General features: G+C 60.5%; 25 protein-coding genes and 1 other annotated feature. Of the genes, 15 read left to right on the forward strand and 10 right to left on the reverse strand.

Features of this window, described 5'->3' with window-relative positions; genetic code table 11:
* Positions 1-164 precede the first annotated feature (164 nt).
* Positions 165-2,198, forward strand: coding sequence for a methionine--tRNA ligase (gene metG / locus VF684_RS07385; RefSeq protein WP_201997669.1), 2,034 nt, complete (start codon positions 165-167; stop codon positions 2,196-2,198).
* Positions 2,199-2,308: 110 nt separating this feature from the next.
* Here metG and VF684_RS07390 read toward each other — a convergent pair whose 3' ends face one another.
* Positions 2,309-3,067, reverse strand: coding sequence for a CHAD domain-containing protein (locus tag VF684_RS07390; protein WP_279455705.1), 759 nt, complete (start codon positions 3,065-3,067; stop codon positions 2,309-2,311).
* Between the two features lie 15 nt (positions 3,068-3,082).
* Positions 3,083-3,355 (reverse strand): acylphosphatase, encoded by a 273-nt coding sequence (locus tag VF684_RS07395; RefSeq protein ID WP_201997667.1) that lies wholly within the window; start codon positions 3,353-3,355, stop codon positions 3,083-3,085.
* 82 nt (positions 3,356-3,437) lie between these two features.
* Here VF684_RS07395 and VF684_RS07400 point away from each other — a divergent pair, with 82 nt between their 5' ends.
* The 3 genes from VF684_RS07400 to VF684_RS07410 all read left to right on the forward strand — a co-directional run bounded on the left by VF684_RS07400 (position 3,438) and on the right by VF684_RS07410 (position 7,711).
* The gene (locus tag VF684_RS07400) at positions 3,438-4,868 is read left to right on the forward strand and encodes a methyl-accepting chemotaxis protein (RefSeq protein WP_376898373.1); all 1,431 of its coding nucleotides are present in this window, start codon (positions 3,438-3,440) and stop codon (positions 4,866-4,868) included.
* A 113-nt stretch (positions 4,869-4,981) separates the two neighbouring features.
* Positions 4,982-6,175: a class I SAM-dependent methyltransferase gene (locus tag VF684_RS07405; protein WP_005336736.1), complete on the forward strand. Its 1,194-nt coding sequence runs from the start codon at positions 4,982-4,984 to the stop codon at positions 6,173-6,175.
* 351 nt (positions 6,176-6,526) lie between these two features.
* Entirely contained in the window at positions 6,527-7,711 is a 1,185-nt protein-coding gene (locus VF684_RS07410) for an acyltransferase family protein (protein WP_376898375.1), read from the forward strand.
* 34 nt (positions 7,712-7,745) lie between these two features.
* Here the strand turns inward: VF684_RS07410 and VF684_RS07415 are convergent, their stop codons facing one another.
* Positions 7,746-8,174 (reverse strand): GNAT family N-acetyltransferase, encoded by a 429-nt coding sequence (locus VF684_RS07415; RefSeq protein ID WP_346201683.1) that lies wholly within the window; start codon positions 8,172-8,174, stop codon positions 7,746-7,748.
* Positions 8,175-8,583: 409 nt separating this feature from the next.
* On the opposite strand from VF684_RS07415, the gene selD reads away from it, so the two are divergent.
* Genes selD through VF684_RS07430 form a run of 3 tightly spaced genes read left to right on the forward strand, consistent with a single transcriptional unit; the run spans position 8,584 to position 11,400 of the window.
* Positions 8,584-9,621, forward strand: coding sequence for a selenide, water dikinase SelD (selD, locus tag VF684_RS07420; protein WP_376898377.1), 1,038 nt, complete (start codon positions 8,584-8,586; stop codon positions 9,619-9,621).
* A complete protein-coding gene (gene mnmH / locus VF684_RS07425) occupies positions 9,618-10,733 on the forward strand; it encodes a tRNA 2-selenouridine(34) synthase MnmH (protein ID WP_257725087.1) in 1,116 nt (371 codons plus the stop codon). The genes selD and mnmH overlap by 4 nt, the downstream gene beginning before the upstream one ends.
* A 22-nt stretch (positions 10,734-10,755) precedes the next feature.
* Positions 10,756-11,400: an MBL fold metallo-hydrolase gene (locus VF684_RS07430; RefSeq protein ID WP_219594270.1), complete on the forward strand. Its 645-nt coding sequence runs from the start codon at positions 10,756-10,758 to the stop codon at positions 11,398-11,400.
* Between the two features lie 189 nt (positions 11,401-11,589).
* Here the strand turns inward: VF684_RS07430 and rnd are convergent, their stop codons facing one another.
* The 7 genes from rnd to VF684_RS07465 form a co-directional block, all read right to left on the reverse strand.
* Positions 11,590-12,702: a ribonuclease D gene (gene rnd / locus VF684_RS07435; RefSeq protein WP_058059758.1), complete on the reverse strand. Its 1,113-nt coding sequence runs from the start codon at positions 12,700-12,702 to the stop codon at positions 11,590-11,592.
* A 108-nt stretch (positions 12,703-12,810) separates the two neighbouring features.
* The gene (fadD, locus tag VF684_RS07440) at positions 12,811-14,487 is read right to left on the reverse strand and encodes a long-chain-fatty-acid--CoA ligase FadD (protein WP_376900315.1); all 1,677 of its coding nucleotides are present in this window, start codon (positions 14,485-14,487) and stop codon (positions 12,811-12,813) included.
* 198 nt (positions 14,488-14,685) lie between these two features.
* Positions 14,686-15,564, reverse strand: a complete 879-nt coding sequence (locus tag VF684_RS07445; protein WP_257725088.1) for an alpha/beta fold hydrolase — start codon at positions 15,562-15,564, stop codon at positions 14,686-14,688.
* A gap of 8 nt (positions 15,565-15,572) precedes the next feature.
* Positions 15,573-16,088 (reverse strand): Slp family lipoprotein, encoded by a 516-nt coding sequence (locus VF684_RS07450; RefSeq protein WP_021230054.1) that lies wholly within the window; start codon positions 16,086-16,088, stop codon positions 15,573-15,575.
* Between the two features lie 118 nt (positions 16,089-16,206).
* Positions 16,207-16,908 (reverse strand): tRNA (adenosine(37)-N6)-threonylcarbamoyltransferase complex dimerization subunit type 1 TsaB, encoded by a 702-nt coding sequence (tsaB, locus tag VF684_RS07455; RefSeq protein WP_201912831.1) that lies wholly within the window; start codon positions 16,906-16,908, stop codon positions 16,207-16,209.
* A 90-nt stretch (positions 16,909-16,998) separates the two neighbouring features.
* Positions 16,999-18,918, reverse strand: a complete 1,920-nt coding sequence (locus VF684_RS07460) for an ATP-dependent DNA helicase (RefSeq protein ID WP_005345619.1) — start codon at positions 18,916-18,918, stop codon at positions 16,999-17,001.
* Positions 18,919-18,985: 67 nt separating this feature from the next.
* Positions 18,986-19,231 carry a hypothetical protein gene (locus VF684_RS07465; RefSeq protein WP_005352171.1) on the reverse strand — a complete coding sequence of 82 codons (246 nt, stop codon included), beginning with the start codon at positions 19,229-19,231 and terminating at the stop codon, positions 18,986-18,988.
* A 187-nt stretch (positions 19,232-19,418) separates the two neighbouring features.
* Positions 19,419-19,547, forward strand: a sequence feature (His leader region).
* Positions 19,548-19,571: 24 nt separating this feature from the next.
* On the opposite strand from VF684_RS07465, the gene hisG reads away from it, so the two are divergent.
* Genes hisG through hisIE form a run of 8 tightly spaced genes read left to right on the forward strand, consistent with a single transcriptional unit; the run spans position 19,572 to position 26,837 of the window.
* Positions 19,572-20,468 (forward strand): ATP phosphoribosyltransferase, encoded by an 897-nt coding sequence (gene hisG, locus VF684_RS07470; RefSeq protein ID WP_005352174.1) that lies wholly within the window; start codon positions 19,572-19,574, stop codon positions 20,466-20,468.
* Positions 20,469-20,480: 12 nt separating this feature from the next.
* Positions 20,481-21,806, forward strand: a complete 1,326-nt coding sequence (gene hisD, locus VF684_RS07475) for a histidinol dehydrogenase (RefSeq protein ID WP_201912823.1) — start codon at positions 20,481-20,483, stop codon at positions 21,804-21,806.
* The gene (gene hisC, locus VF684_RS07480) at positions 21,803-22,873 is read left to right on the forward strand and encodes a histidinol-phosphate transaminase (protein WP_201912821.1); all 1,071 of its coding nucleotides are present in this window, start codon (positions 21,803-21,805) and stop codon (positions 22,871-22,873) included. The genes hisD and hisC overlap by 4 nt, the downstream gene beginning before the upstream one ends.
* 15 nt (positions 22,874-22,888) lie before the next feature.
* Positions 22,889-23,998 (forward strand): bifunctional histidinol-phosphatase/imidazoleglycerol-phosphate dehydratase HisB, encoded by a 1,110-nt coding sequence (hisB, locus tag VF684_RS07485; protein WP_440174062.1) that lies wholly within the window; start codon positions 22,889-22,891, stop codon positions 23,996-23,998.
* Positions 23,998-24,654 (forward strand): imidazole glycerol phosphate synthase subunit HisH, encoded by a 657-nt coding sequence (gene hisH, locus VF684_RS07490; protein WP_100645802.1) that lies wholly within the window; start codon positions 23,998-24,000, stop codon positions 24,652-24,654. Before hisB ends, hisH begins: the two co-directional genes overlap by 1 nt.
* A 5-nt stretch (positions 24,655-24,659) precedes the next feature.
* A complete protein-coding gene (hisA, locus tag VF684_RS07495; RefSeq protein WP_376898382.1) occupies positions 24,660-25,421 on the forward strand; it encodes a 1-(5-phosphoribosyl)-5-[(5-phosphoribosylamino)methylideneamino]imidazole-4-carboxamide isomerase in 762 nt (253 codons plus the stop codon).
* Positions 25,421-26,194, forward strand: coding sequence for an imidazole glycerol phosphate synthase subunit HisF (hisF, locus tag VF684_RS07500; protein ID WP_257691553.1), 774 nt, complete (start codon positions 25,421-25,423; stop codon positions 26,192-26,194). The genes hisA and hisF overlap by 1 nt, the downstream gene beginning before the upstream one ends.
* The gene (gene hisIE, locus VF684_RS07505; protein WP_323914320.1) at positions 26,187-26,837 is read left to right on the forward strand and encodes a bifunctional phosphoribosyl-AMP cyclohydrolase/phosphoribosyl-ATP diphosphatase HisIE; all 651 of its coding nucleotides are present in this window, start codon (positions 26,187-26,189) and stop codon (positions 26,835-26,837) included. Before hisF ends, hisIE begins: the two co-directional genes overlap by 8 nt.
* Positions 26,838-26,869 lie beyond the last annotated feature (32 nt).

Genomic DNA, 26,869 nt, shown 5'->3' on the forward strand with positions numbered 1-26,869 from the left:
TATCTTGAGGTGAACGGTTACCGCACACAAATCAGTGGCTTGCCTGCGGTGCTGATGGTGTATCCGGCCAAGCCCGGCACAGCCACAACCCTAGGCAGGCTACCCCCAATTCGGGTAACATGCACGGCACTCTATCATCCCAACAAGCACATCAAGAACGTAATATGGCAACTGATCCTCGTAAAATGCTGGTAACCTGCGCCCTCCCCTATGCCAATGGCTCCATTCACCTTGGCCACATGCTGGAACATATCCAGGCCGATATCTGGGTTCGTTATCAGCGAATGCGCGGTCATCAGGTGCACTTTATCTGTGCCGATGATGCCCACGGCACCCCGATCATGCTCAAGGCACAGCAGATGGGGATCACCCCAGAAGAGATGATCGCTGCGGTCTCCAAGGAGCACCAGGCAGATTTCGCCGGGTTCAACATCAGCTTTGACAACTATCACTCAACCCACAGCGAAGAAAACCGCGAGCTGGCGGAGCTGATCTATGGCCGTCTGAAAAATGGTGGTTTTATCAAGAGCCGCACCATCTCCCAGCTGTTCGATCCGGAAAAGTCCATGTTCCTGCCGGATCGTTTCGTCAAGGGGACCTGCCCCAAGTGCAAGTCTCCGGAGCAGTATGGCGACAACTGCGACAGCTGCGGCGCTACCTACAGCCCGACCGAGCTGATCGAACCGAAATCTGCTGTCTCCGGCGCAACTCCGGTAATGAAGGACTCCGAGCACTTCTTCTTCGACCTGCCGCAATTTGAAAAATGGCTCTCTGAGTGGGTACGCGGCTCCGGCGCCATTCAGGAAGAGATGGCCAACAAGATGCAGGAGTGGTTCGAGAGCGGCTTGCAGCAGTGGGACATCACCCGTGACGCCCCCTACTTCGGGTTCGAAATTCCCGGCGCGCCGGGCAAGTATTTCTACGTCTGGCTGGATGCCCCCATCGGTTACATGGCTTCCTTCAAGAACCTGTGCAACAAGCGTGGCGACATCGACTTTGACAGCTACTGGAAAGCGGACTCCGAGGCCGAGCTCTACCACTTCATCGGCAAGGACATCGCCTACTTCCACTGCCTGTTCTGGCCGTCCATGCTGGAAGGTGCTAACTTCCGCAAACCGACCAAGGTCAACGTGCACGGTTATGTGACCGTCAACGGCGCCAAGATGTCCAAATCCAAGGGCACCTTCATCAAGGCATCTACCTACCTGAACCACCTGGATCCGGAGTGCCTGCGTTACTACTACGCCGCCAAGCTCAACAGCCGCATCGACGATCTGGACCTGAACCTCGAAGATTTCGTGCAGCGCGTCAACGCTGACGTGGTCAACAAGCTGGTTAACCTCGCCTCCCGCAACGCCGGCTTTATTGCCAAGCGTTTTGGCGGCAAGCTGGCGGCAACCTGCGCCGAACCCGAGCTCTACGCCGAATTCGCCAATGCGCGCACCGCCATTGCCGAGGCTTATGAGAGCCGCGAGTTCAGCCGCGCCATCCGTGAAATCATGGCGCTGGCCGACAAGGCAAACCGCTATGTGGACGACAAGGCTCCCTGGGTTATCGCCAAGCAGGAAGGGGCAGATGCCGAGCTGCAAGCGGTTTGCTCCGTCGGTATCAACCTGTTCCGCGTGCTAATGGCCTACTTGAAGCCTGTCATGCCGCTGCTGGCCGAGCGTGCCGAAGCCTTCCTGGCCGAAACCCTCAGCTGGGATGGCATCGAGATGCCGCTGGTCGATCACACCCTAGCCCCGTTCAAGGCCCTCTTCTCCCGCATCGAGCCGGCGAAGATTGAAGCCATGATCGAGGCATCCAAGGAAGATTTGGCCAAAGAGCAGGCACCGAAAGTGACCGGCCCGCTGGCTGATGACCCCATCAGCGAAACCATCACCTATGACGATTTTGCCAAGATTGACCTGCGCGTCGCGCTGATCAAGAAGGCCGAAGCGGTACCGGAAGCCGAGAAGCTGCTCAAGCTGCAACTGGATATCGGCGGCGAAACCCGTCAGGTGTTTGCCGGTATCAAGTCCGCCTACAACCCGGAAGATCTGGAAGGCAAACTGACCGTGATGGTGGCCAACCTGGCGCCACGCAAAATGCGTTTCGGCATGTCCGAAGGCATGGTGCTGGCCGCAGGCCCGGGCGGCAAGGATCTCTGGATCCTGGAGCCGCAGGAAGGCGCCCAGCCGGGCATGCGCGTCAAGTAAGCGCATCGACCCCATACAAAAGAGGCCTGCGGGCCTCTTTTTTTGTCTCTGCACTCTTTTAAATCTCTGCGACTCTGCGGATTACTCCCGTTGAGCATCCGGCAAGATGGTTAGAGCGGGCTATCCAGCATCGCCACCTTGAGCCCCACCAGTTCCGCCTGCTGACAATCGAGGCGGCGCAATCGCGTCACTATCTTGAGCTTGAGTTTGCACCTCACCCTGCGCTGCCGCTTGTTTCCTTTCAGGGCGCTCCGCCACTGCCGCCAATCCTGTAACTGCCCGAGCCGTTCCTGCCAATGACTAAAGGCGCTGACCCACTGCGCCTCTCCCGCCCCCAGCTCCAGCAGTAACTCGGCGCCGTAGCGCGCCTGTTTTATCTCAAGGCGCAGATGATGCCAGCGACGCAGCTGCTGGCGATGGGAGACGTCGCCAGCCGGGCGCTCATCAAGTCGGCTCAATGCTCCATCGAGGCGACGGGCAAGGTGGCGCCGGTAGTGACGAGCCAGCCCTGAGGTATCGGGAATTTGCTCCAATGCATCCAGCCAGTGGGCAAGCAGGCCCGAAAAAAGGGGAACCGTCACCCTGGGCAAGACGATTGTGGATGACGCGCCAAAGCGCGCGGCGTAAACCTGTGCATCGCGCAGGGCCGAGAGTCGGCCAATGGCCCGCTGCAGCCGTCGTTCCAGTTTTGGATGGCAAAGGGCGGGTCGCCATAATGCAAGCAGCGCCTGCATGCGGCGCGCAGCGATGCGATAACCATGGACATGGGTTTCGCTCGCTTCACGGCGCACCGCGCGAGCAGCATGGTGGTAGCTGGCAACCAGCACCCGGGCCTGCGCCAGCAAGGGATCACGCGTATCGGCAGTCATGATGTCCCCGACAGATCAGTTGGTGTGAAAGCCCTGGCCGGTGGGCGGCAGCGCCTCCTCATACTCCATCCGGGTCACTCTGGCGGTGCGCGGGCCATGCTCCAGCCACCCCAGCATCATCTGCACCCCCTGCGCGGGGCCGCTGATGAGGATCTCCACCGAGCCATCCTCCAGGTTGTAGGCATGGCCCCGCAAACCCAGTTGCAGCGCCCGCTCGCGGGTGAAATAGCGAAATCCCACCCCCTGCACCAGCCCCCACACCCGAATGACAAACGATTGCTCTCCCATTTCTCACACCTTCCGCTTAAGAAAAAAATTCCCGAGACGATAATGTGCCCGACACTCTATCTCTGCAGGATGCAGCTCCATTATGAAAGAAGTTAAATTCCGGTGGGTTGACCGCTATCTCATTCACCTCACCATCAGTGAAAAATTCCATATCGCGTTCTGGTTACCTCTCTTCATCATCGCCTTTCTCAGCTGGTATATGCTGGCGGCCAGCCATCAGCAGGAGATCTCCCTGCGGGTAGCGCAGTTGCAACAACGGGTCGAAACCACGGCGCAGCTGGTCAGCCAGCAGCCCACTCTGGTGTTGCCTGCTGATCTGCGTCTGACCCGGCAAGGCAGCAGCGGGTTGCAGCAGCAAGGAGGTCACTACCTCTTTAGCGCGCCAGCGGGTCAGGCAGGCTACGTCATCGGCGATCTCGACACCGGCAACCTCTCCATGTGGGAGGATCAGGGCTCGACCCTGCTCCTGATCGGCGCGCTGGCCGCCCTGATGGCACTGGTGATCCACTACATGATGACCTTTGTCTCCGGTGCGCTCTACTCCACCAACAAGGCGCTGCAAACCGTGGCGGACGGGGATCTCACCTTCCGTCTCAACTTCTTTCCGGTGCGGGACGAGTTCTCCACCCTGGCGGGCAGCATCGACCGCTTTACCGACCGCCAGCACCAGATCGTCAAACTGGTGGAAGAGTCTGCCGAAGCGCTGACCATGGCCGCTGACGAGTTTCGTGACCATGCCCGCGAAGGCGAGACCATGGCGCGTTCCCAGCGCCAGCACATGGATTCACTGGCCACTGCCATGGAGCAGATGTCGGCGGCGATCCGCGAAGTGGCGCGCAATGCCAACGACACCCTGCAGCAGACCCGCCAGTCGAGCGAAGAGGCAGCCAATGGCGCCAACCGGGTAGCCCGCACCATCGAAGCGATCCGCACCCTGGCCGACGAGATTGGCAACGCCTCCGGTGCGGTCGAGCGTCTGACCCACAACGCCAACCGGATCAACGAGGTGGTCAACGTCATCAACGCCATCTCCCAGCAGACCAACTTGCTGGCCCTCAACGCCGCTATCGAAGCGGCACGGGCCGGTGAGCAGGGTCGCGGCTTTGCGGTGGTGGCCGACGAAGTGCGTACCCTCGCCAGCCGTACCCAGCAGGCGACGGTGGAGATCCAGCAGATGATCGAAGAGCTGCAGACCGGTACCGGGGCGCTGAACGAGATCATGGAGAAAACCGTGGGGCGCGCCACCAGCAGCCAGCAGCTCATCAGCGCGGTGGGGCTCGATATCGAGAAGCTGAGCAACCACAGCGATGCGGTCCTGGAGATGAGCACCCAGATAGCCACCTCCAGCGAGGAGCAGAGCTCGGTTGCCGCCGAGATCACCCACAATCTGGATCAGGTGCGCCATGAGGCGGCGCAGGTGGAAGAGTCCGCCAGCGCCTCGGTAGCCGGTACGCAGGGGCTGAAAGCCACCGCCAGCGAGCTGACCCAGGCACTCAAGGGGATTAAACTCTGACCATATGAGGTGTCAGATCAGGGCAGCCCCATCCATTACACAGGGTTGTTTGAGTTTTACTTGCGGGCCACATAGAATGTGGCCCCTTTTCTTTCTACCATCGGCAAACATCCATGAGCGCTTCCATCTATCTCGTCAAAGGCCGCGAAAAATCCCTGCTGCGTCGCCACCCCTGGATCTTCTCCAAGGGGATTGAGCGGGTTCAGGGCAACCCCATTGACGGCGATACCGTCGAGATCTATGCCAACGATGGCAAGTGGCTCGCCCGTGGCGCCTGGTCAGGCAGCTCCCAGATCCGTGCCCGGGTCTGGACCTTCGACAAGGATGAGACCGTCGATCTCGACTTCTTTATCCGTCGTCTCAAATATGCGCAGGAGTCTCGCGATCCGCTGATCAAGCGTCAGGGCCTCACTGGTTATCGCCTGTGCGCCGCCGAATCCGACGGCCTGCCGGGTCTGACCATCGACCGTTATGCCGATTTTCTGGTGTGCCAGATCCTCTCTGCCGGCGCTGAGTTCCAGCGTGAGCTGATAACGCAAGCGCTGCGTACCCTCTACCCCGAGTGCAGCATCTATGAGCGCTCCGACGTGGCAGTGCGCAAGAAGGAAGGGCTGAAAGAGCGCACCGGCGTCATCTATGGCGAGACCCCGAACGAACCGGTGGTCATCGAGGAGAATGGCGGCGTCAAGATCCTGGTAGACATTCGTAACGGCCATAAAACCGGTTTCTATCTGGATCAGCGTGACAACCGTCAGGCTGCCGCCAAGTACACCGAAGGCAAGAGGGTGCTCAACTGCTTCTGCTACACCGGCGGGTTTGGCGTTTATGCCCTCAAGGGCGGCGCCAAGGAAGTGGTCAACGTCGATCTCTCCCAGAATGCGCTGGATATTGCCCGCCAGAATGCCGAGCTGAACGGGCTGGATACCAGCAACACCCAGTTTGTCCGTCACGACGTGTTCAAGCTGCTGCGTGAATACCGCGAGAAGGGCGAGAAGTTCGATGTCATCGTGCTGGATCCGCCCAAGTTTGCCGAGAGCAAGGCCCAGCTGCTGGGTGCCTGCCGAGGCTACAAGGACATCAACATGCTGGCGTTCCAGCTGCTGGCGCCGGGTGGCGTGCTCTTGACCTACTCCTGCTCCGGCCTGATGGAGCAGAGCCTGTTCCAGAAGATCGTTGCCGATGCGGCCCTCGATGCCGGTCGCGATGCCCAGATCCTGGAGCTGCTCTCCCAGGCCTCTGATCATCCCATCGGTACCGCCTATCCGGAAGGCTTCTACCTCAAGGGTCTGGTGGTACGCGCCCGCTGATCGGCAACCACCCTCCCCTTGTGATCAATCAGGCCCCTTGCGGGCCTGATTGTTTTGCATCGCGCCGTATGGGCCTGAGCCTGATGCGCGCCCCGATGACAACCCTCTTTGCTTTATGGGGGTTCTCTCTCCTCCTCTTTCACTACCAGCTCCCCACGGCTTCTCCGTGTAAATTTCCTTGCACAATAACTGCACATTTATGATTCAAGTCACACTCGAATGACTCTCTTTCCCGTAGTGTGATCCCGCCTGTGGCAGCCAAGCCGGGGCAACCGTCCCGTCAGGATTGATGGACGGTACAACAACAAAAATCGATGTCAGGCCAAGCTGAACATCACAAGGGATCCCGTTATGAATCAATCATTGCCGCTGTTAACGCCGCTGCGGGGCATCGCTGCCCTGATGGTGGTGCTGTTCCATGCCCGCTTGCTGCTCTTTCCCCAGTGGATGGAGTCGATCGCAGGCCACACCCAACTCATCGAGAATGGCTACCTCTGGGTCGACCTGTTCTTTATTTTGAGCGGCGTGGTGCTGGCCCATGTCTATGGCGAGGCCTTCACCCGCACGCCCCGCACCGTGAGCTATGGCCGTTTTCTCTGGCTGCGGCTGACCCGTGTCTACCCCCTCTATCTGGTGACCCTGCTGCTGCTGGTCGGCTGGGAGCTTTACAAGGCGCAGCACGGGGTGGGCTTCTACGCCGGCCCCTTGTTCAAGATGTGGGAGTGGGAAGGGATGCCCCCCTTCGGCTCCCCCTTCACCCCGGCCGAGGCGTTGCCGAGCGCCTTTCTGCTGCTGCAGGTGGTGACCGATCACGGGCTGACCTGGAACTTCGCCGCCTGGTCGCTCAGCGTGGAGTGGATCAGCTACCTGCTGTTCCCGCTGCTGATCCCGCTGGCGGTCACCCGCAGTCGCTGGAGCCATCTCGCCCCCCTGCTGGCGCTGACTGTGCTGGCCTTTATCGTGCACAGTCGCGGCACCCTGGATGTCACCAGCGGCGCGCTGGCGGTGGGGCGCGGGGTGAGTGAATTTGTGCTCGGCCTCTGGCTGCTGCCGAGGGTCAAGGCCGCAAAAGGCTTGCCCATGATGAAGCGAGATCTGCCGCTGCTGGTCGCCTTTGTGCTGCCCTTCGCGCTGATGCAGTTCACCATGACGCCGCAGCTGACACTGCTGCTGATCGCCTCCTACGTGCTGCTAATTTGGATTTCAGCCGCTCAGGGGGAGCGCCAAAGCCCGCTGCTTCGCCTCCTGGATAACCGCTTCACCAACTGGCTTGGGGATCTCTCCTACTCCATCTATCTGCTCCATGCGCTGGTGCTGCTCACCGGGTGCGAGCTCATCCACTATCTGGCGCCGGGGATCACCGAGTGGTGGTATGGCCAGACCAACCCGCTGCTGGGGGTTGTGGCCACCTTGCTGATGCTGGCAGTGCTGATCGGCCTCTCGGCATTGAGCTACAACCTGCTGGAGCGACCACTGCAACGGCGCCTGCGCCGCTGGGGCAAGTCACGGCAACCGGCGCTGGAGCAAGCCGGATAAGCTAATCTCGCCCTGTCTGGATGAGTTGACGGTTTTATGCCAACTCATCCAGTACCAGTTCATCCAGATTGCTCATCACCCAGGCGCTCGGGTGCTGGCTAAATCCAAGCTTGGGGTAGTATGCAACCGCCTGCGGCGCGGCCAGCAGGATCAGCTTGCAGCCGGGCTGCAATTGCAAAAACGTCTCGCGAATAAGGGCTTTGCCAATCCCCTGCCCCTGCACTGACTCGGCCACCGCCAGATCCGAGAGGTAGCAACAAAAATGAAAATCGGTCACCGAGCGGGCCACCCCGACCAGGGTCTCGCCCTGCCAGGCGGTGATCAGCAAATTGGCGTTATCCAGCATGCCCTGCAGGATGGCCGGATGGTCCAGCGGCCGTCTCGCCCCCAGCGAGGTCTGCGCCAACAACGCCGCAAACTGCGCCGTGGTAATGGGGTGGTTAACCAAAAATGTGGTGGTCACTAAGCTCTCCTCCTGATGACGCAGTGGTTGCGTGCGCTATTGCTCTCAATTGACGTTCTCTTGGCTGCATCTGTACTGCAATCAAGCAGTGCGCGGCGGTTCCAGCCCGATGACAGGCAAGTGCGGGCAATTCCCTGCTGTTTATGTGAATTCCTGTTCGAACCCCAAGGGGCAAATGTGGCATAATGCCCCGTCCTGTGGCCCTTGGCGGGGCTGCGCTGGCGCACCTTGTCGCCCTTTTCTTCCCCGTCCGGCCTGGCGGTCTTTCATAACTGCCAGTCATCGCTGCCCCTGTTGGCACCGAGGCCACCCATATTTGCGGCTTCTTGTCATTCTCTCTACAAGACCGCCCATTGACCAAGACGGCTCCACAGAGCCTCTGCTCTGTTTGCAAATAAAAGGGGTAAGTATGTCTTCCATTCGTCTGACCCAATACAGCCACGGCGCTGGCTGTGGCTGCAAAATCTCTCCCAAGGTGCTCGACACCATTCTCAAGAGCCAGATCCCGGGCTTCAACGACCCGACCCTGATCGTTGGCAACAGCAGCAAGGATGACGCGGCCGTGGTCGATATCGGCAATGGTCAGGGCATTGTCTCCACCACCGACTTCTTCATGCCCATCGTCGATGACCCCTTCACCTTTGGCCGCATCGCCGCCACCAACGCCATCAGCGATATCTACGCCATGGGCGGCAAGCCTATCGTTGCCATCGCCATCCTCGGCTGGCCCATCAATACCCTGGCGCCGGAAGTGGCCCAGCAGGTGATCGACGGCGGCCGTCAGGTGTGCCACGAAGCGGGGATTTCGCTGGCCGGTGGTCACAGTATCGATGCCCCCGAGCCCATCTTCGGCCTCGCGGTCACCGGTATAGTGCCCCTTGACGCCATCAAGCAGAACGACACCGCCAAGGTGGGTGACACCCTCTATCTGACCAAGCCCCTCGGCATCGGCATCCTCACCACCGCCCAGAAGAAGGGCAATCTGAAGCCGGAACACGAGCAGCTGGCCCCCAATGCCATGTGCACCCTCAACAAGATCGGTCAACGCTTTGCCGAGCTGCCGGGTGTCCACGCCATGACCGACGTCACCGGCTTTGGTCTGGCTGGCCATCTGCTGGAGATGTGCGAAGGATCCAATGTCAGCGCCCGCCTCGACTTCAAGGCGCTGCCGCTGCTGGACGAGGTGGATTACTACCTCACCGAGGGCTGCGTACCGGGTGGCACCCTGCGCAACCACGACTCCTACGGACACAAGCTCGATGCCATGGACGATCGCACCCGCAACATCATGTGCGATCCGCAAACCAGCGGCGGCCTGCTGGTCGCAGTGGGTAAAGAGAGCGAAGCCGAGCTGCTCGCCATCGCGCGCGAAGCTGGCCTTGCGCTCTCGCCCATCGGCCAGATCAAGCCCCTTGAGGGCTCCCGCTTTATCGAGATTGTCCAATGAATGAATTGCCACTGGCCACGGACTACGCCCAACTCTTTTTGGACGATGTGCCGTTGATTGATGTGCGCGCCCCCATCGAGTTCAAGGAGGGGGCCTTCCCCTGCTCGACCAATCTGCCCTTGATGACAGACGATGAGCGCGCCCAGGTGGGGACCTGCTTCAAGAAGCAGGGTCAGACCGCCGCCATTGAGCTTGGACACAAGCTGGTGGGGGGCGCAGTACGTGCCGAACGACTCGAAGGCTGGCTGGCGCAGTTGCGCCAGCAGCCCGATGCCGTGCTCTACTGCTTTCGCGGCGGCCTGCGCTCGCAAACCGTACAACAGTGGCTGGCAGATGCCGGGGTGACTCGCCCCCGCGTCGCCGGTGGCTACAAGGAGCTGCGCCGCTTCCTGATCGACACCCAGGACAAGGCCTCTGCCGAGTGCCGCTGGACTGTGCTGACCGGCATGACCGGCTCCGGCAAGACCCATATGCTGGACCATGTGGCCCAGGCGCTCGATCTGGAAGGACACGCCCATCACAGGGGCTCGTCGTTTGGTCAGCTGCCCGGCGGCCAGCCCAGCAACATCAACTTTGAAAACAACATGGCCATCGAACTGCTCAAGCGCCGCCATCAGGGCGAGCATGCCTTCGTGGTCGAAGATGAGAGTCGCCTGATCGGCCGCTGCTGCCTGCCCCTCTCCCTCCATGAGGCCATGAGTCAGGCACCGCTGGTGGTGGTAGATGTACCGCAGATCGATCGCGCCGAGCAGATCCGCGAAGATTACGTGCACGATCTCTGGCTGCGCTATCAAGCCATGTATGGCCAAGAAGAGGGATGGCCGCTGTTTGCCGCCTACCTCACCGATGCGCTGGCCCGCCTCAAGCGCCGTCTTGGCGATCTGGCCCACCGTGAGCTGGATGCCCTGATGCAGACCGCCCTCACCGAGCAGGAAAAGAGCGGCGATACCACGCTGCATCTGGCCTGGATCACGTTGCTGCTGACCCGCTACTACGACCCCATGTATCTCTACCAACTTGGCAACAAGCAGGAGCGCATCGTATTCCGCGGTGACAAACAGGCCTGCCTCGACTATTTCGCCGAGCAGCATGCCAGCGCGCTGCGCGGCTGACCCATCCCAAGAGAGGAACTCTATGTTGAAATTCGAGGTGATCCCGGTCACCCAGTTCGCCCAGAACTGCTCCCTCATCTGGTGTGACGAGACCCATCAGGCCGCCCTGATCGATCCGGGCGGCGAAGCGGACAAACTGCTGGCTGCCATCGCCAAGCGCGGCCTGACCCTGACTCATATCCTGCTGACCCACGGTCATCTGGATCACGTCGGTGCCGCTGCCGAGCTGCGGGAAAAAACTGGCGTCGCCATTACCGGCCCCCACAAGGAGGACGCCTTCTGGCTCGACATGCTGCCCCAGCAGAGCCAGATGTTCGGCTTCGCCCATACCCCCGCGTTCACGCCGGATCGCTGGCTGGAGCAGGGTGACAAGGTGCAGCTTGGCCAGTGCGAGCTGGATGTCTACTTCTGCCCCGGCCACACCCCGGGTCATATCGTGCTGCTGAACCAGGCCGAAAAACTCGCCTGGGTTGGCGATGTGCTGTTTGCCGGCAGCATCGGCCGCACCGACTTCCCCCGTGGGGATCACAGCACGCTGATCAAGTCGATCACCGAGACCCTGCTGCCGCTAGGGGACGAGATCGTCTTTATCCCGGGCCACGGCCCCAGCTCCACCTTCGGTCGCGAGAAGGTGAGCAACCCCTACCTGACCCAGCCTATCTGGTGATCAAAAAAAGCAGCGGTGTTAGCCGCTGCCTTTTCTTCTCTGCTCTCTTTTTCATTCTCGACTCCCGCCATCCGGCCAGCCATGTCCCACCTGCGTTCCACATTTCAGCATGCCCATTTGTCTCTTTCGCCCAATAAAAATCCCCACCCGAGGGTGAGGATTGATTTATAGGTGCAACACTCTGGTGGCTTATTGTGCCAGCAGGTGACCGACCAGCTCATGACGCCACCCTTGCAGCAGCATCGGCTTGTCGCTGCGGGCCCGCTCTTCGTCGTTCATCCGCCAGCTCCAGGTGAAGTACTGGTGAATGATCTTCTTGCTGGCAATCAGCTCGGGCGGAATATTGCTCGCCTTGGCCTTCTCTTCCACCATGGCCTTGATGCGCTTGAGCTCGGCCTTGTACTGGGGGAAGTCCACCAGCCGGCGAATGGGCTCTGGCCAGCTGTCAGGATCGCTCTGCTGCGCCTTGGCGACGATATCGAGCATCCGCTTGCCGTGGATCTTGATCTCGATGGGCGATAGGCCGAGCTCGTTGAGATCCCGCAGGGAGGCAGGACGACGTTCTGCCACCTTGAACAGGTGCAGCTCTTTGACCACGAAGTTGAGGGCCAGATCTCGGCGCACCGCCTCTTGCTGGCGCCAGGCGGCCAGCTCACGCAGGATGGCGAGCTCGCGGCGCCCCAGTTGCCAGGCGTTGACGATGTCAAGATATGCCTGACGGGGATCGCTACCCTGGGTCTTGCGGGCAGAGTGGTTCTGGCACTCCTGTTCGAACCAGGCAAACTTGCCGCTTTCCCGCAGTTTGGCCATCACTTTCTCGTAGAGCGGCATCAGGTAGAAGACATCCGCTGCCGCGTATTCGAGCTGACGTGGCGTAAGCGGGCGGGCCAGCCAATCGGTGCGCGCTTGGTCTTTTTCCAGCTCGACCCCAAGGAATTCGTTCACCAGCGCACCAAAGCCGACCGAGACACCGTAACCGAGAAAGGCAGTAGCAAGCTGGGTATCGTGCATCTGGTTGGGCAGGTGGCCCGCCTGATGCTGGATAAGCTCCAGATCTTCGCCAGAGGCGTGCAGGATGGCGATCTGCCCTTCCCTGCCCAGTCGCTGCCAGAGGGCAGAGAGATCCAGCGTTAGCGGATCCAGCAGCGCCAGATGCTCGCCGTCATAGATCTGGAACAGGCCAAGCTGGGGGTAGTAGGTACGGGTGCGAACGAATTCAGTATCGATAGCCAGGGGAACGTCGGCCAGAGAAGCGAGATACTGCTCAAGTTCGTCTTGCTGAGTGATAAGTTGATAGTGCATCTGTGCCTGCGCGGTTGATCAGGGCCAAAAAGAAAAAACCGTGGGATGACCCACGGTTTTGCATAACGACGGTGCTGGTTTGCAGAGGCTTCTGCAGCCACAGTCCGGTTATTGCTTGGCAATCTCCTCGTCGCGCAGTACGCGGCGCAGGATCTTGCCCACATTGGTCTTGGGAAGTTCGTCACGAAATTCTACCAGTTTCGGCACCTTATAGGCAGTCAGATGTTTGCGGCAGTGGGCAATAATCTCGTCCTCCTGCAATTTTGCATCTTTCTTGACCACAAAGATCTTCACCAGCTCGCCGGAGACATTGTGCGGCACACCCACGGCGGCCACTTCCAGCACTTTCGGGTGCAAGGCAACGACATCTTCGATCTCGTTCGGATAGACGTTGAAACCGGAGACCAGGATCATGTCCTTCTTGCGGTCAACGATCTTGAAGAAGCCCTGCTCGTCGCACACGGCGATATCACCGGTACAGAGCCAGCCATCCTGCATCACTTCGGCGGTCGCCTCGGGACGCTGCCAGTAGCCCACCATCACTTGCGGGCCGCGCACCTGCATTTCGCCCGGGGTGCCGAGGGCGTGGATCACCTGACCGTTGTCATCCACCAGCCGGATCTCGGTAGAGCAGACCGGCAGACCGATGGAACCGTTGTAATCGGTCAGATCGTAGGGGCAGACGCTCACCAGTGGCGAACACTCGGTCAGGCCATAGCCTTCCAGCAGCGGGGTATCGGTCAGTGTCTTCCACTTCTCAGCGACCGCGCGCTGCACCGCCATGCCGCCACCGATGGTCAGCTTGAGCTTGTCAAAGGCGATCCCCTGAAACTCTTCATTGTTGACCAGCGCATTGAACAGGGTGTTCACGCCGGTAATGCAGGTAAACGGGTACTTCTTGATCTCTTTTACAAAACCCGGGATGTCGCGCGGGTTGCTGATCAGCAGGTTGTAACCGCCGATACGCATAAACAGCAGGCAGTTCACGGTCAGGGCAAAGACGTGATAGAGCGGCAATGCGGTGACCACGAACTCCTTGCCACGCTCCAGCATGGGGCCGTAGACGCCGAGGCACTGCTCGACGTTGGCAATCATGTTGCGATGGGTCAGCATGGCCCCTTTGGAGAGGCCGGTGGTGCCGCCGGTGTACTGCAGGAAGGCGAGATCGTCGTTGGTGATCTCCGGCTTGATGTACTGCAGGAAACGCCCCTTGGAGAGGGCCTGACGCATGGTGGTGGCGTGGGGCAGATTGTATTTCGGCACCAGCTTCTTGACGTACTTGACCACGAAGTTGACCAGGGTGCCCTTGGCCAGCCCCAGATTGTCACCCATCCGGGTCAGGATGACGTGCTTGATCGGGGTGTCGTAGACCACCTTTTCCAGGGTATGGGCAAAGTTGGAGACGATGACGATGGCTTTGGCACCGGAATCTTTGAGCTGATGCTCCAGCTCGCGCGGGGTATAGAGCGGGTTGACGTTGACCACGATCATGCCGGCGCGCAGGATGCCGAACACGGCGATGGGGTATTGCAGCAGGTTAGGCATCATCACCGCAACCCGATCCCCTTTCTCCAGCTTCAGCTCGTTTTGCAGGTAGGCAGCAAAGGCGCGGGACTGCTCTTCCAGTCGGCGGTAGGTGATGGTTTGGCCCATATTGACGAAGGCGGGCTGATCGGCAAACTGGGTCACCGAGGATTCGAACATCTCGACCAGGGAGCTGTATTGGTCTGGATTGATCTCGGCGGGGACCCCTTCCGGATAACGTTTCAGCCAGACTTTTTCCACAAACTTCTCCTGCATAACTAGCACCTGTGCGCTCACTGTGTTGCCTCCGTCCCGGTTCACACCCATTTTAATCGGTTGTTTTAAGCTGATGCTCTAATGCCGCACATATTTACACAGCGCAACATCAATTAACAGCAAATTAACAACAGAAAAATGTGAGGGAGAAAACAAACCTGGAATTATTGAAAGCTGGCGATTCTACCGAACTTGACAAAACTTTACGATACAAACGGCCGTATCAACCGAATTTTCCATATGAAAATGGTGGTTCCCACCCAATATGACCCGCTCGATCTGCTGGAAGGCATCCTGACGGGCCTGCCATTGGGCTTCAAGTGCAGCAAAGCCCTGCTCCCCCTGAATCAACAGCACAGGACAACGGATAGCCGCCATCAATGCCCGGGCCTGCCCTTCGCTCATTCTCAGGGGTGAAAGATCCCGCAAGCGGGGGTCGCTGCGCCAGTGCCAGCGCCCTGCCCTCATCTCAAGCTGCCGCTCACAGATAAGACGCGCCGCCTGCGGCGTGATATCCGCCACTTTGCAACGGGCGGCGACAGCCTCATCGATGGAGGCAAAGCCGTTGGCACTGCGCTCCCGGGTGCGACTGCGGTTTAAAATCGCACGTCGCAGCTGGGCAGGTACCTCATCATCGGGCTGGCTCAGCGGCCCCAGCCCCTCCAGCATGATCAACCGCTCCACCTGTTCGGGGAACACCCCGGCATAGGCGGAGGCGATCAGCGCCCCGAGGGAGTGACCGAGCAGAGTGAAGCGCGACCACCCTGCCTCCTGCACGATCTGGTAGAGATCGTCCAGCCAGTCGACAAAGACATAGGGGGTGGTTTTGTGATCGGAGTGACCATGTCCCGGCAGATCGACACAGATGAGGTGAAAATCTCCCAGATGCGGCGCCAGCGGCAAGAAGCTGGCACTGTTGTCGAGCCAGCCATGCAGGGCGATCAGCAGAGGTTTGCCCTGCTGAGCCTCATCCGCGAGTTGATTCTCAAGCAGGGCCGCCTGCCGACCATCTGCCAAGGTGAGCAGACGTTCGTGCAGAGTGCTTTTGATGCTCTTGATCATGGCAAGCCTTAGCGACGCAGCGGCCGTCTCGGCCAGAAGGGATCATAGAAGGGGTCATAGAAGTAGGGGTCCATATAGCGTACCTCCACCTCTTTGACTGGCGGCCACAGCTTGCTGCCCGTCACATTGAGCACAGAGAAGCGGTACTTGTGCTCGCCAATCTGGCTATCAACCGGTTTGCCTATGGTGCCAAGCACAGTCAGGCTGCGCCCCTTGGCATAGAGGGTCGGGTCGACAAAGCCCTTCATGATGGCCAGAAAACGGCCCGGGCTCTGCTCGGTCTGCTCCGGCACGCCGTTGGACTTGAGCGGCAAATAGACCACTTCAATGACGCTCTGATCCGCCTTGTTGTGCACCGCCGAGATAACGCCGCTCCAGCGGGCCGGTTTGCCCTCCATCCCGCCAAGGGCGGGCTGATAGGCCACCAGCTGGTTTTCTGGCTCATAGGCCAGCTCTTTAGGAACCGAGCTGCAGGCCCCGAGCAGCAGGGCCAGCGCCCCGACCACCATAGTGCGTTTCATCATGTCGATTCTGGTATTACGCATCATGTCACTCTCCTGTTGCCAGCGTGGCCCGTCGGGCCATCCGCTTGTGTTGCAGCTGATGAGCGGCAAGAGCGACATGACGTCAGCGCTCCTGCCCTTATTCGCGACCCGGCAGTTTTTTCCAGGTCACCTTGTCACGCAAATAGACCGGCGTCGCCTGCTCCACCGGCACCGCCTCCCCCGCCAACCAGGCGGCGCGGGCCAGCGGCAACATATCTTCTGCCGCCGGGAAACGCACCTGGCTCACCGCCAGCTCATCGGCCAGACCACTCAGGGTCTCGCCATAGGTTTCAAAACCGGTGCCGACGCAGGTCACCCGACCAGCCAGCTTGCCACGAACGTCAACCAGTGCCGCGGGCTCGCTCACCACCTCGTCCCCCACCAGTTGCATGCGGCCATCAATCAGCTCATAGCGGCCGAAATAGACCTCGTTCATCCGCGCATCGATGGCGGTCAGCACCTGCTGGGCGCCATCCAGTCGATAGGCTCCTTGCGCCATGGCAGCCAGGGTCGAGATGCCAATCAGAGGCACACCCGCACCAAACGCCAGACCTTGCGCCACACTGATACCGATCCGCACGCCGGTAAAGGAGCCCGGGCCGCGACCGAACGCAATGGCATCAAGGTCACTCAAACTTATCCCGGCATCCTCTAACACAGCCTGAACCATGGGCAGGATTTTTCGGGTGTGATCCCGTGGCGCCTCCTCCCAGCGGGAGAACAGCTTGTCACCCACCAGCAAGGCGGCGGAGCAGGCTTCGGTGGCGGTATCAACGGCCAGGATCTTCAACTCGTTCATGCTTTCCAATCTCTATAAAATCAGTCAATTACATAACCGGCAAGCGAGATATGCTCACCCGTTGTTCAAATCTGCTATCTGGCGGCACACTTATTCACCGCGTTCAGTGCGATCGAAAAAACTCCCCAACGTGCCCAACTCCCGGGTGCGAGGGATGGCGGGCAGACTCTTGATAAAGGTGGCGCCGTAAGGCTTGTTGACCATTCGTGGATCACAGATCACCAGTACCCCGTGATCACTGCGATCACGAATAAGCCGCCCCACCCCCTGCTTGAGGGCAATCACCGCCTTGGGCAACTGCAGCTCGGCGAAGGGATCACCCCCCTTGAGCTTGCAATCATCCACCCGCGCCTTGAGCAGCGGATCATCGGGGCTGGCAAACGGCAGTTTGTCGATGATAACACACGACAACGCCGCCCCTCGCACGTCGATCCCCTCCCAGAAGCTGCTGGTCGCCACCAGCACGGCACGGCCATTCTCGACAAACTCCTTGAGCAACCGCTGCTTGTTGTCCTCCCCCTGCAACAAGACGGTGCGACCAATTTCCCGGCGCAGCACCTCGGCCACCTGACGCATCACCTGATGGCTGGTGCAGAGGAAGAAACAGCCCCCCGGCGTCTTGTTGATAAGCGGGATCATCAGATTGGCCAACTGCTCGCCACGGCCAAAGGCGTTGGGCTCCGGCAGATAGCGGGGCACACAGAGCCGCGCCTGCTCGCCATAGTCGAACGGACTGTCGAGGATCAACTCGGCGCTGCCCGCCAGCCCCAGCTCGGCCTTGAAGTGATCAAACCGCATATCCACCGTCAGGGTAGCGGAGGTGAAGACCCAGGCCACTTCCGGTCTTTGCACCTCGGCACTGAATCGCTCGGCCACCGACAGCGGCGTCAGATTGAGGGTGAAATGAAGCCGTGAGCAGTCGTACCAGTAGGAGAAACCGGTCTGGTTGACCGCCAGCACTTCACCCAGGCGGGTGCGCAGTTCACTGATTCGCTCGAAGGCGTGATCCAGCTGCTCGCCCCGGCCGAGAGCGAGTTTCAGCACCTCGTAGCAGAGCCCGATGGCGTCGTTAAGACGAGCCAGAGCCTGCCCCCAGAGCGGCTGGCGCAGCATGTCGCGGGTATTGCCGCGACCGCCATCCACCCCGAAGGCCAGACGCAGATCCTGACTGGCGATAGCGAGCCGGTCCGCCGCCTTGCCGAGCTGGGCCATGTCGTGGGCCTCGGCCCGATAGGCCAGCTGGATATCCTGCGCCAAATCCTGAATCGTTCGGCTGCCTACCGACTTGCCGAAGTAGTTGGTGGCGATCTCCGGCAGCTGGTGCGCCTCGTCAAACACATAGACTTGCGCCTCCGGCACCAACTCGCCAAATCCGGTGTCTTTCACCGCCATATCGGCGAAGAAGAGGTGATGATTGATCACCACCACCTGGGCATCCATGGCGCGGCGTCGAGCCACCACCAGATGGCAATCGTCGTAATAGGGGCAGTCGCGACCGAGGCAGTTGTCGTTGGTGCTGGTGACGTGGGCGAGGATCTCGGCGTTCTCCTGCAATCCCGGAATATCCCCCACATCGCCGTTATCGGTAGCGGTGGACCAGGATTTGACCTTCACCAGATCGTTCAGGATTTCAGGCTTTTGCAGATGGGATTCGCTCAAGAGCCGGTTCATACGCTCGATGCAGAGATAGTTGCTGCGCCCCTTGAGCAGGGCCACCGGCGGGGTGTAGGAGAGCGCCCCTGTGATGGTCGGGAGATCCCGATAGAAGAGCTGCTCCTGCAGGTTCTTGGAGCCGGTGCTGATCACCACCCGCTTGCCGGATTCCAGCGCAGGGACCAGATAGGCGTAGGTCTTGCCGGTACCTGTTCCTGCCTCCACCAGCAGACGGCCACCACTCTTGATGGCGCGCGCGACCGCTTCGGCCATCTCCAGTTGGGGAGCGCGGGCTTTGAAACCGTCGATATGGCTGGCCAGAGGGCCATCTGGCTTGAACAGGGTCTGGATGGTCAAAAGGGCGTCCCGCAGCAAAAGCGGCCATTATGCCAAAAGCGCGGCAAAAGCGGGACAGATAATCTGCCTAGACGAACAGATCGATCTGATGCTCGGGGTCCGGCTTGTGATCGTCCTCCTCCGCCTTGGGCTGATCACGCTTGGCGGGCGTGCTATACGCCTGCTGGCGCTGCTGGGAGTCACTGTTGTCAGTGCTGGTCTTGCGCAGCTGGTGCTTTTTGCTGATCTGATTTACTTCCCGCTTGATCTCTTCGCTGCCGGGCGCAGCGGGCGCCCGGGGCAAAATGGGGAACAACAGGTCCTGGCTGGGCATGATGGCGACTCCTGCAGGGGTTATTGTCTAGTTATCGACCAGAAAACCGTTTTCGCCACTTTAATCGATCAAATCACATTTTCGGGTTGCATTTTCTGTCAAGGCAGGTAGTTTAAATCAGGCGTCAATTACGACATCTTATTTTGTAAAGGATTGATTACATGAAGTTCACCACCCTGAAGACTCATCACCACCATCATCATCCCGACTAGTCTTTCAGGAGGTTGACTGCTGGAAGACACTTAACTGGTGACTTCCAAAAGGACCGCAAGATTCATAAACCCTCGGAAGCACCCACTTCCGAGGGTTTTTTCGTTTTTGACTAGAAGGAAATCGAGCAATGGAAACACAACGTCTGCGTATCGCCATGCAAAAGTCCGGTCGTCTGAGCCAGGACTCCCAAGCCCTGTTCAAGAGCTGTGGCCTGAAAATCAACCTGCGCGAGCAGCGCCTCATCGCCCATGTCGAGAACATGCCCATCGATATTCTGCGGGTGCGTGATGACGACATCCCGGGTCTGGTGATGGAAGGGGTGGTCGACCTTGGCATCATCGGCGAGAACGTGCTGGAAGAGGTGCAGCTTATTCGCGCCTCCCAAGGCCTCCCCTTCGAGGTCAAAACCCTCAAGCAGCTGGACTTTGGTGGCTGCCGCCTCTCGCTGGCGGTGCCGGAAGATGTGACCTACACAGGGCCACAGAGTCTGGCGGGCAAGCGCATTGCCACCTCCTACCCCGGGCTGCTCAAGCGCTTCTTCGATGAAAAGGGCCTTGGCTTCAAGAGCGTGATGCTGGGCGGCTCGGTGGAAGTGGCGCCCCGCGCGGGTCTCGCCGATGCCATCTGCGATCTGGTCTCCACCGGTGCAACCTTGGAAGCCAATGGCCTGAAAGAAGTAGAGGTGATCTACCGCTCCAAGGCAGTGTTGGTACAGGCCCCCAACCCCTTGTCTGATGCCAAGCAGAAGCTCATCGACAAACTGCTGCCCCGCATTCAGGGGATGCAGCAGGCCCGCGAGAGCAAATACATCATGCTGCACGCCCCCAAAGACAAGCTCGATGCCATCACTGATCTGTTGCCGGGCGCCGAACGTCCCACCATCATGCAACTGGCCGGTGACACCAATCAGGTTGCCTTGCACGTCGTCTCCAGCGAGACCCTGTTCTGGGAGACCATGGAGCAGCTCAAGGCCCTCGGAGCCAGCTCCATTCTGGTGCTGCCCATCGAAAAGATGATGGAATAAGGAAGGGACATCATGCAGACCCTGATCTGGAAGACCCTCTCCCCCGCCCAGCAGGCCGATGTGCTGACCCGCCCCGCCCTCAATGACGAGGCCGATATTGGCGCCGTGGTCAAAGAGATCATCGCCGCGGTACGCAGCCGTGGCGATGAGGCCCTGCGCGAGCTGAGCCAGCGCTTCGAGCGCGCCCCCCGTGAGCAGCTGCGCGTCAGTGAAGATGAGATTGAAGCTGCCTGCGCGCGGCTGGATGACGACATCAAAAATGCCATCGAAGCAGCCATTGCCAATATTCGCACCTTCCACACTGCCCAAATGCAGCCATTGGTACGGGTAGAGACCCAACCCGGAGTGGTGTGCGAGCTGCGCACCCAGCCCATCAGTCGGGTCGGCCTCTATGTACCGGGGGGTAGCGCGCCGCTCCCCTCCACCGTGATGATGCTGGCCATTCCGGCTGCTATCGCCGGTTGCCGTGAAGTGGTGCTCTGCACCCCGTCCCCCGCCAGCGACGAGATCCTGTTCGCCGCCCGCGCCTGCGGCGTCGAGAAGGTGTTCGCCATCGGCGGCGCCCAGGCCATCGCCGCCATGGCTTACGGCACCGAGAGCATCCCCAAGGTGGACAAGATCTTCGGCCCGGGCAACGCCTTTGTGACCGAAGCCAAGGGGCAGGTATCCCGCGACTGGCGCGGCGCCGCCATCGACATGCCAGCCGGCCCCTCCGAGGTGCTGGTGATTGCCGACGAGAGCGCCAATCCGGCCTTCGTGGCGGCGGATCTGCTCTCTCAGGCCGAGCATGGCCCCGACAGCCAGGTGGTGCTGGTGACCACCTCGCCCCTGCTGGCCGATGCCATCGCAGGGGAGATCAAGAGCCAGCTGGCCAAGTTGAGCCGCCGCGATATCGCCGCCCAGGCGCTCGGCAGCAGTCTGGTGATCCTCTGTGACGATCTGGCCGAGGCGTGTGCCATCTCCAACGCCTACGCGCCGGAACACCTGATCGTGCAGACCCGAGCACCCCGCGAGCTGCTGGACCAGCTTGAGAATGCCGGTTCCATCTTTCTGGGAGCATGGACACCGGAATCGGTCGGCGATTACGCCAGCGGCACCAACCACACTCTGCCTACCTATGGCTATGCCCGCACCTGCTCGAGCCTTGGCCTTGCCGATTATCAGCGCCGCTACACGGTGCAGGAGCTGAGCGCCGAAGGTATTCGCGGCCTTGGCCCCATTGTCGAGCGCATCGCCCAGGCCGAAGGGCTCGATGGCCACAAGAACGCCGTGACGCTGAGATTGAACGCCCTGGTCGCCGCGCCCCAACCAACAGCACAGCAGAAGGATTTGTCATGAGCATTGCCAATCTGGCGCGCCGCGTGGTGCGGGCCCTCACCCCTTATCAATCCGCCCGCCGCATCGGCGGCAAGGGCCACGTCTGGCTCAACGCCAACGAGGCGCCGCAGGCCTATCCCTTCACCATCGAGGGAAGCCGCCTCAACCGCTACCCCGAGTGCCAACCGGCCGAGGTGGTGAACGGCTATGCCGCCTATGCCGGGGTCAATCCCGATCAGGTGCTGGTGAGCCGCGGCGCCGACGAGGCCATCGAGCTGCTTATTCGCACCTTCTGCGAAGCGGGTGAAGATCAGATCCTCATCTGCCCGCCCACCTACGGCATGTACGCCATCAGCGCCGAGACCTGTGGCGTGGGGATTGTTGAGCAGCCGCTGACCGCCAGCCGCCAGCCTGACTGGCCCGCCATCGCGGACCGTCTGTCTGATGTGAAACTGGTGTTTCTCTGCTCCCCCAACAACCCTACCGGGGATCTGGTGGGACGTGACGGTCTCATCGCTTTGCTGGAAAAAGCCCGGGATCGCGCCATCGTGGTGGTGGACGAAGCCTATATCGAGTTCTGCCCCGAGGCTTCCGTGGTGGACCTGCTGGCCCGCTTCCCCAATCTGGTGGTGACCCGCACACTCTCCAAGGCTTTTGCCCTGGCGGGGATCCGCTGCGGCTTTACCCTTGCGAGCCCCGAGGTGATCGCCATGCTGGCCAAGGTGATCGCCCCCTATCCCATCCCCGAGCCCATCGCCCAGATCGCGGCGCAGGCCCTCTCCCCCATGGGGCTGGAGCTGATGCGCGAGCGAGTAATAGAGCTCAACAAGCAAAAAGCCGCCTTCAAGGCAGAGCTGGCAACGCTTGCCTGCGTGAAGGAAGTATTTGAAGACAAGGGCAACTTCGTGCTGGTGCGCTTTGTGGATGGCGCCGCCGTCTTTGCCGCCATGAAGGCCGCCGGCATCATACTGCGGGATTTCTCGACCAAACCCGGCCTTGATAACAGCATTCGCGTCACCATCGGCTATCAGGGCGAGATGGATGCCGTGCTGGCGGTACTGCGTGATCTGCCCTCTCCCACTTTGTAAGACAAGGATGTAGCGATGAAGACCCCGTTTTTGTTTATCGACCGCGACGGCACCCTGATTGAAGAACCGGTGACCGACAAGCAGGTGGATAGCCTCGCCAAGCTGCGCTTCGAGCCCATGGTCATTCCGGTGCTGCGCGAGTTGCAGACCGCCGGCTACGTGCTGGTGATGGTGACCAATCAGGACGGGCTGGGCACCGCCAGCCTGCCGCTGGAGAACTTCCAGCCCCCCCACGACCTGATGATGCACCTGTTTGAATCGCAAGGGGTGAAGTGGGAGCAGGTGTTGATCTGCCCGCACTTCCCCACCGACGGCTGCAGCTGCCGCAAGCCCCACCTCGGGCTGGTAAAGGAGTACCTCGCCTCCGGTCGCATCGACTTTGCCAACTCCTTCGTGATTGGCGATCGCCAGACCGACCTGCAGCTTGCCGAGAACATGGGCATTGGCGGCATTCGCTACCACCCACAGGATCACGACTGGCTCGCCATCCGTGATCAGCTGCTATCCAAGGGACGCGTAGCCTCGGTGGAACGCTATACCAAGGAGACCCGCATCCAGGCGGCAGTGGATTTAGACAAGAGCGGCGGCAACCAGATCGCCACCGGCATCGGCTTCTTTGATCACATGCTGGATCAAATTGCCACCCACGCCGGTTTCCAGCTCAAGCTGAACGTCAGCGGTGATCTGCATATTGACGATCACCACACGGTGGAAGATGTGGGGCTGGCGCTGGGTCAGGCGCTGCGTCAAGCCCTTGGCAACAAGCGCGGTATCGGCCGCTTCGGCTTCGTGCTGGCGATGGACGAGGTGCAGGCGGTGATCGATGCGCGCCCGCTGACCGAGCAGGAGGTGAGTACAGCGCTGGATCTCAGCGGTCGCCCCTACTTCGTGTTTGACTGCCCGAGCGGCTTTGGCCGCGACAACGTGGGCGAGATGGCCACCGAGATGGTACCCCACTTCTTCCGCTCGCTGTCGGACGCCATGGCCATCACCTTGCAGATGAAGGTGGGCAGCGGCAACACCCACCATCAGGTGGAAGCGCTGTTCAAAGGCTTTGGCCGCGCCCTGCGTCAGGCTATTCGGCTGGAAGGGAGCGAGCTCCCCTCCAGCAAGGGAGTGCTGTGATGGATGTGAGCAAGCAGAAGCTGGTCATTATCGATACTGGCTGCGCCAATCTGGCCTCGGTCAGAATGGCGTTCGAGCGCCTCGGCGTGCAGCCGCTGGTCTCAAGCGTGGCGGCCGATATCGAGCAGGCGGACAAGCTGATCCTGCCCGGTGTCGGCACCGCGGTGGCCGCCATGAAAAACCTCAACGAGCGCGGGCTGGTGCCCCTTATTCGCGCCGCCAAGCAGCCGCTGCTGGGCTTTTGCCTCGGCATGCAGATGCTGGCGGAGGCCTCCGAAGAGAGCATGAGTGCCGATGGCAGTGAAGGCGATCTCATCGACTGCCTTGGCATTGTGCCGGGCAAGATCCGGCTGATGGAGGTCGGCACCTTACACCAGTCAAGCATGCGCCTGCCCCATATGGGCTGGAATCAGATTGAGCATGACGAGACCCATCCCCTGCTCAAGGGGATCCCAAGCGGCAGCTACTTCTACTTCGTGCACTCCTATGCGCTGGAGGTGACAGAAGCAACGCTGGCGACCTGCGACTATGGCCAGCCGTTTACCGCCATCGTCGGTGGGGTTGCAGAGCACAGCAACTTCTTTGGCGCCCAATTCCACCCGGAGCGCTCAGGCGCAGCCGGTGCCCGTTTGCTGCAAAATTTTCTGGAGCTGTGACTAGCATGATCATTCCCGCAATTGACCTTATCAACGGTCAGGTAGTTCGCCTCTATCAAGGGGATTACGAGCAGAAGACCGAATACAGCAGCAGCCCGCAGGCCCGCTTCGATGAATATGTCTCCCAGGGGGCGGTGCAGCTCCATCTGGTAGATCTGGACGGTGCCAAGGATGCCAAGGCGCGCCAGCTGCCCCTGCTGACCCAACTGCTGTCGGCCACCGAAGCGCCGGTGCAGGTCGGCGGCGGCGTGCGCACCGAACAGGATGTGGCAGATCTGCTGACCGCCGGTGCCAGCCGGGTGGTGATTGGCTCAACCGCCGTCAAATCCCCGGATCTGGTGGCCAGCTGGATGGAGAAATATGGCCCCGAGCAGATCGTGCTGGCGCTGGACGTCAATATCGATACCCAGGGCAATCGCCATATCGCGGTGGCGGGCTGGCAGGAGAACAGCGGCGTGACCATCGAAGCACTGATCGAGCGCTTCCTCCCCGCCGGGCTCAAGCATGTGCTCTGCACCGACATCAGCCGTGACGGCACCCTGGCTGGCACCAACGTCGAGCTTTATCGTGATCTCTGCGCCCGCTACCCGAGCGTCGCCTTTCAGGCCTCCGGCGGCATTGGCGGCATCGCGGATATCGAGGCGCTCAAGGGCTCCGGCGTCAAGGGGATCATCCTTGGCCGTGCCCTGCTGGAGGGCAAGTTCTCGGTAGGTGACGCCATCGCCTGCTGGCAAGCACCCGCAGCCGATACCAGAGGAGGCAACTGATGCTGGCAAGACGCATTATTCCCTGCCTCGACGTGAAAGATGGCGTGGTGGTCAAGGGGGTACAATTTCGCAACCACGAGGTGATGGGCGGCATTGTCGAACTGGCACGCCGCTACGCCGAAGAGGGTGCTGACGAGCTGGTGTTCTATGACATCACCGCCTCCAGCGATGCCCGGGTGGTGGACAAGAGCTGGGTGAGCCGGGTAGCGGAGGTGATCGATATCCCCTTCTGCGTCGCCGGTGGCATCAAAAGCGTGGAAGATGCCCGCCAGATCCTCGAATTTGGCGCCGACAAGGTCTCCATCAACTCTCCGGCCCTTGCCGACCCGACCCTCATCAGCCGACTGGCCGAGCGCTTTGGCGTGCAGTGCGTGGTGGTGGGCATTGACTCCTACTTCGACGCCGAAACGGGCCACTATCAGGTCAAACAGTTTACCGGTGACGAGAGTCGCACCCGCACCACCGCCTGGCACACTCTCGACTGGGTGCAGGAGGTGCAAAAACGCGGCGCAGGCGAAATCGTGCTGAACGTGATGAATCAGGACGGCATGCGTCAGGGTTATGATCTCGATCAGCTCAAGCTGGTGCGCGGCGTCTGCAAGGTGCCGCTGATTGCCTCCGGCGGCGCCGGTGCCATGACACACTTTCGCGATGCCTTTACCCTCGCCGATGTGGACGGGGCGCTGGCCGCCTCTGTGTTCCACAAGGGCCTTATCCCCATTCCCGAATTGAAACGCTGGCTGAAAACCGAAGGAGTCGCCATCCGTGAATAACTTCTCTGAAAATGCACAAACCACCGCCAGCGCGCGCCCCCTTGCCGAGCAGCTCGATTGGGCAAAATGCGATGGCATGATACCCGCCATCGTCCAGCATGCCGCCAGCGGCGAGGTGCTGATGCAGGGCTTTATGACCCGCGAAGCGCTGGAGAAGACCCAGACTACCGGTCAGGTCACCTTCTTTAGCCGCAGCAAACAGCGACTGTGGACCAAGGGTGAAAGCTCGGGCAATGTGCTCCAACTCGTGGCCATCAGCACCGACTGCGATCAGGACTCTCTGCTGATTGCCGCCAACCCCGTCGGCCCCACCTGCCACAAAGGGACGACCTCCTGCTTCCATGGTCACCCGCTGCCACCGCTCGGTTTTCTGGCAGAGTTGGAACAGACCCTGGCCGCCCGCAAAGGGGCCGATCCGGCCACCAGCTACACAGCCAGCCTCTATGGCAAAGGGACCAAGCGGATCGCTCAGAAGGTGGGTGAGGAAGGTGTTGAAGTGGCGCTGGCCGCCATGGCCAAGGATCGGGAGGAGCTCATTAACGAATCCGCCGATCTGCTCTACCACCTGACCGTACTGCTGCAAAATGAAGGGCTGGGATTACAGGATGTCGTTCAGCGACTTTACGAGCGACATAATAAATAAGTTGATAGTAAAGCCGGGTTATCCCGGCTTTA

The organism is Aeromonas sp. Lyrl_2 (assembly GCF_051948815.1).
Classification (GTDB): domain Bacteria; phylum Pseudomonadota; class Gammaproteobacteria; order Enterobacterales; family Aeromonadaceae; genus Aeromonas; species Aeromonas veronii.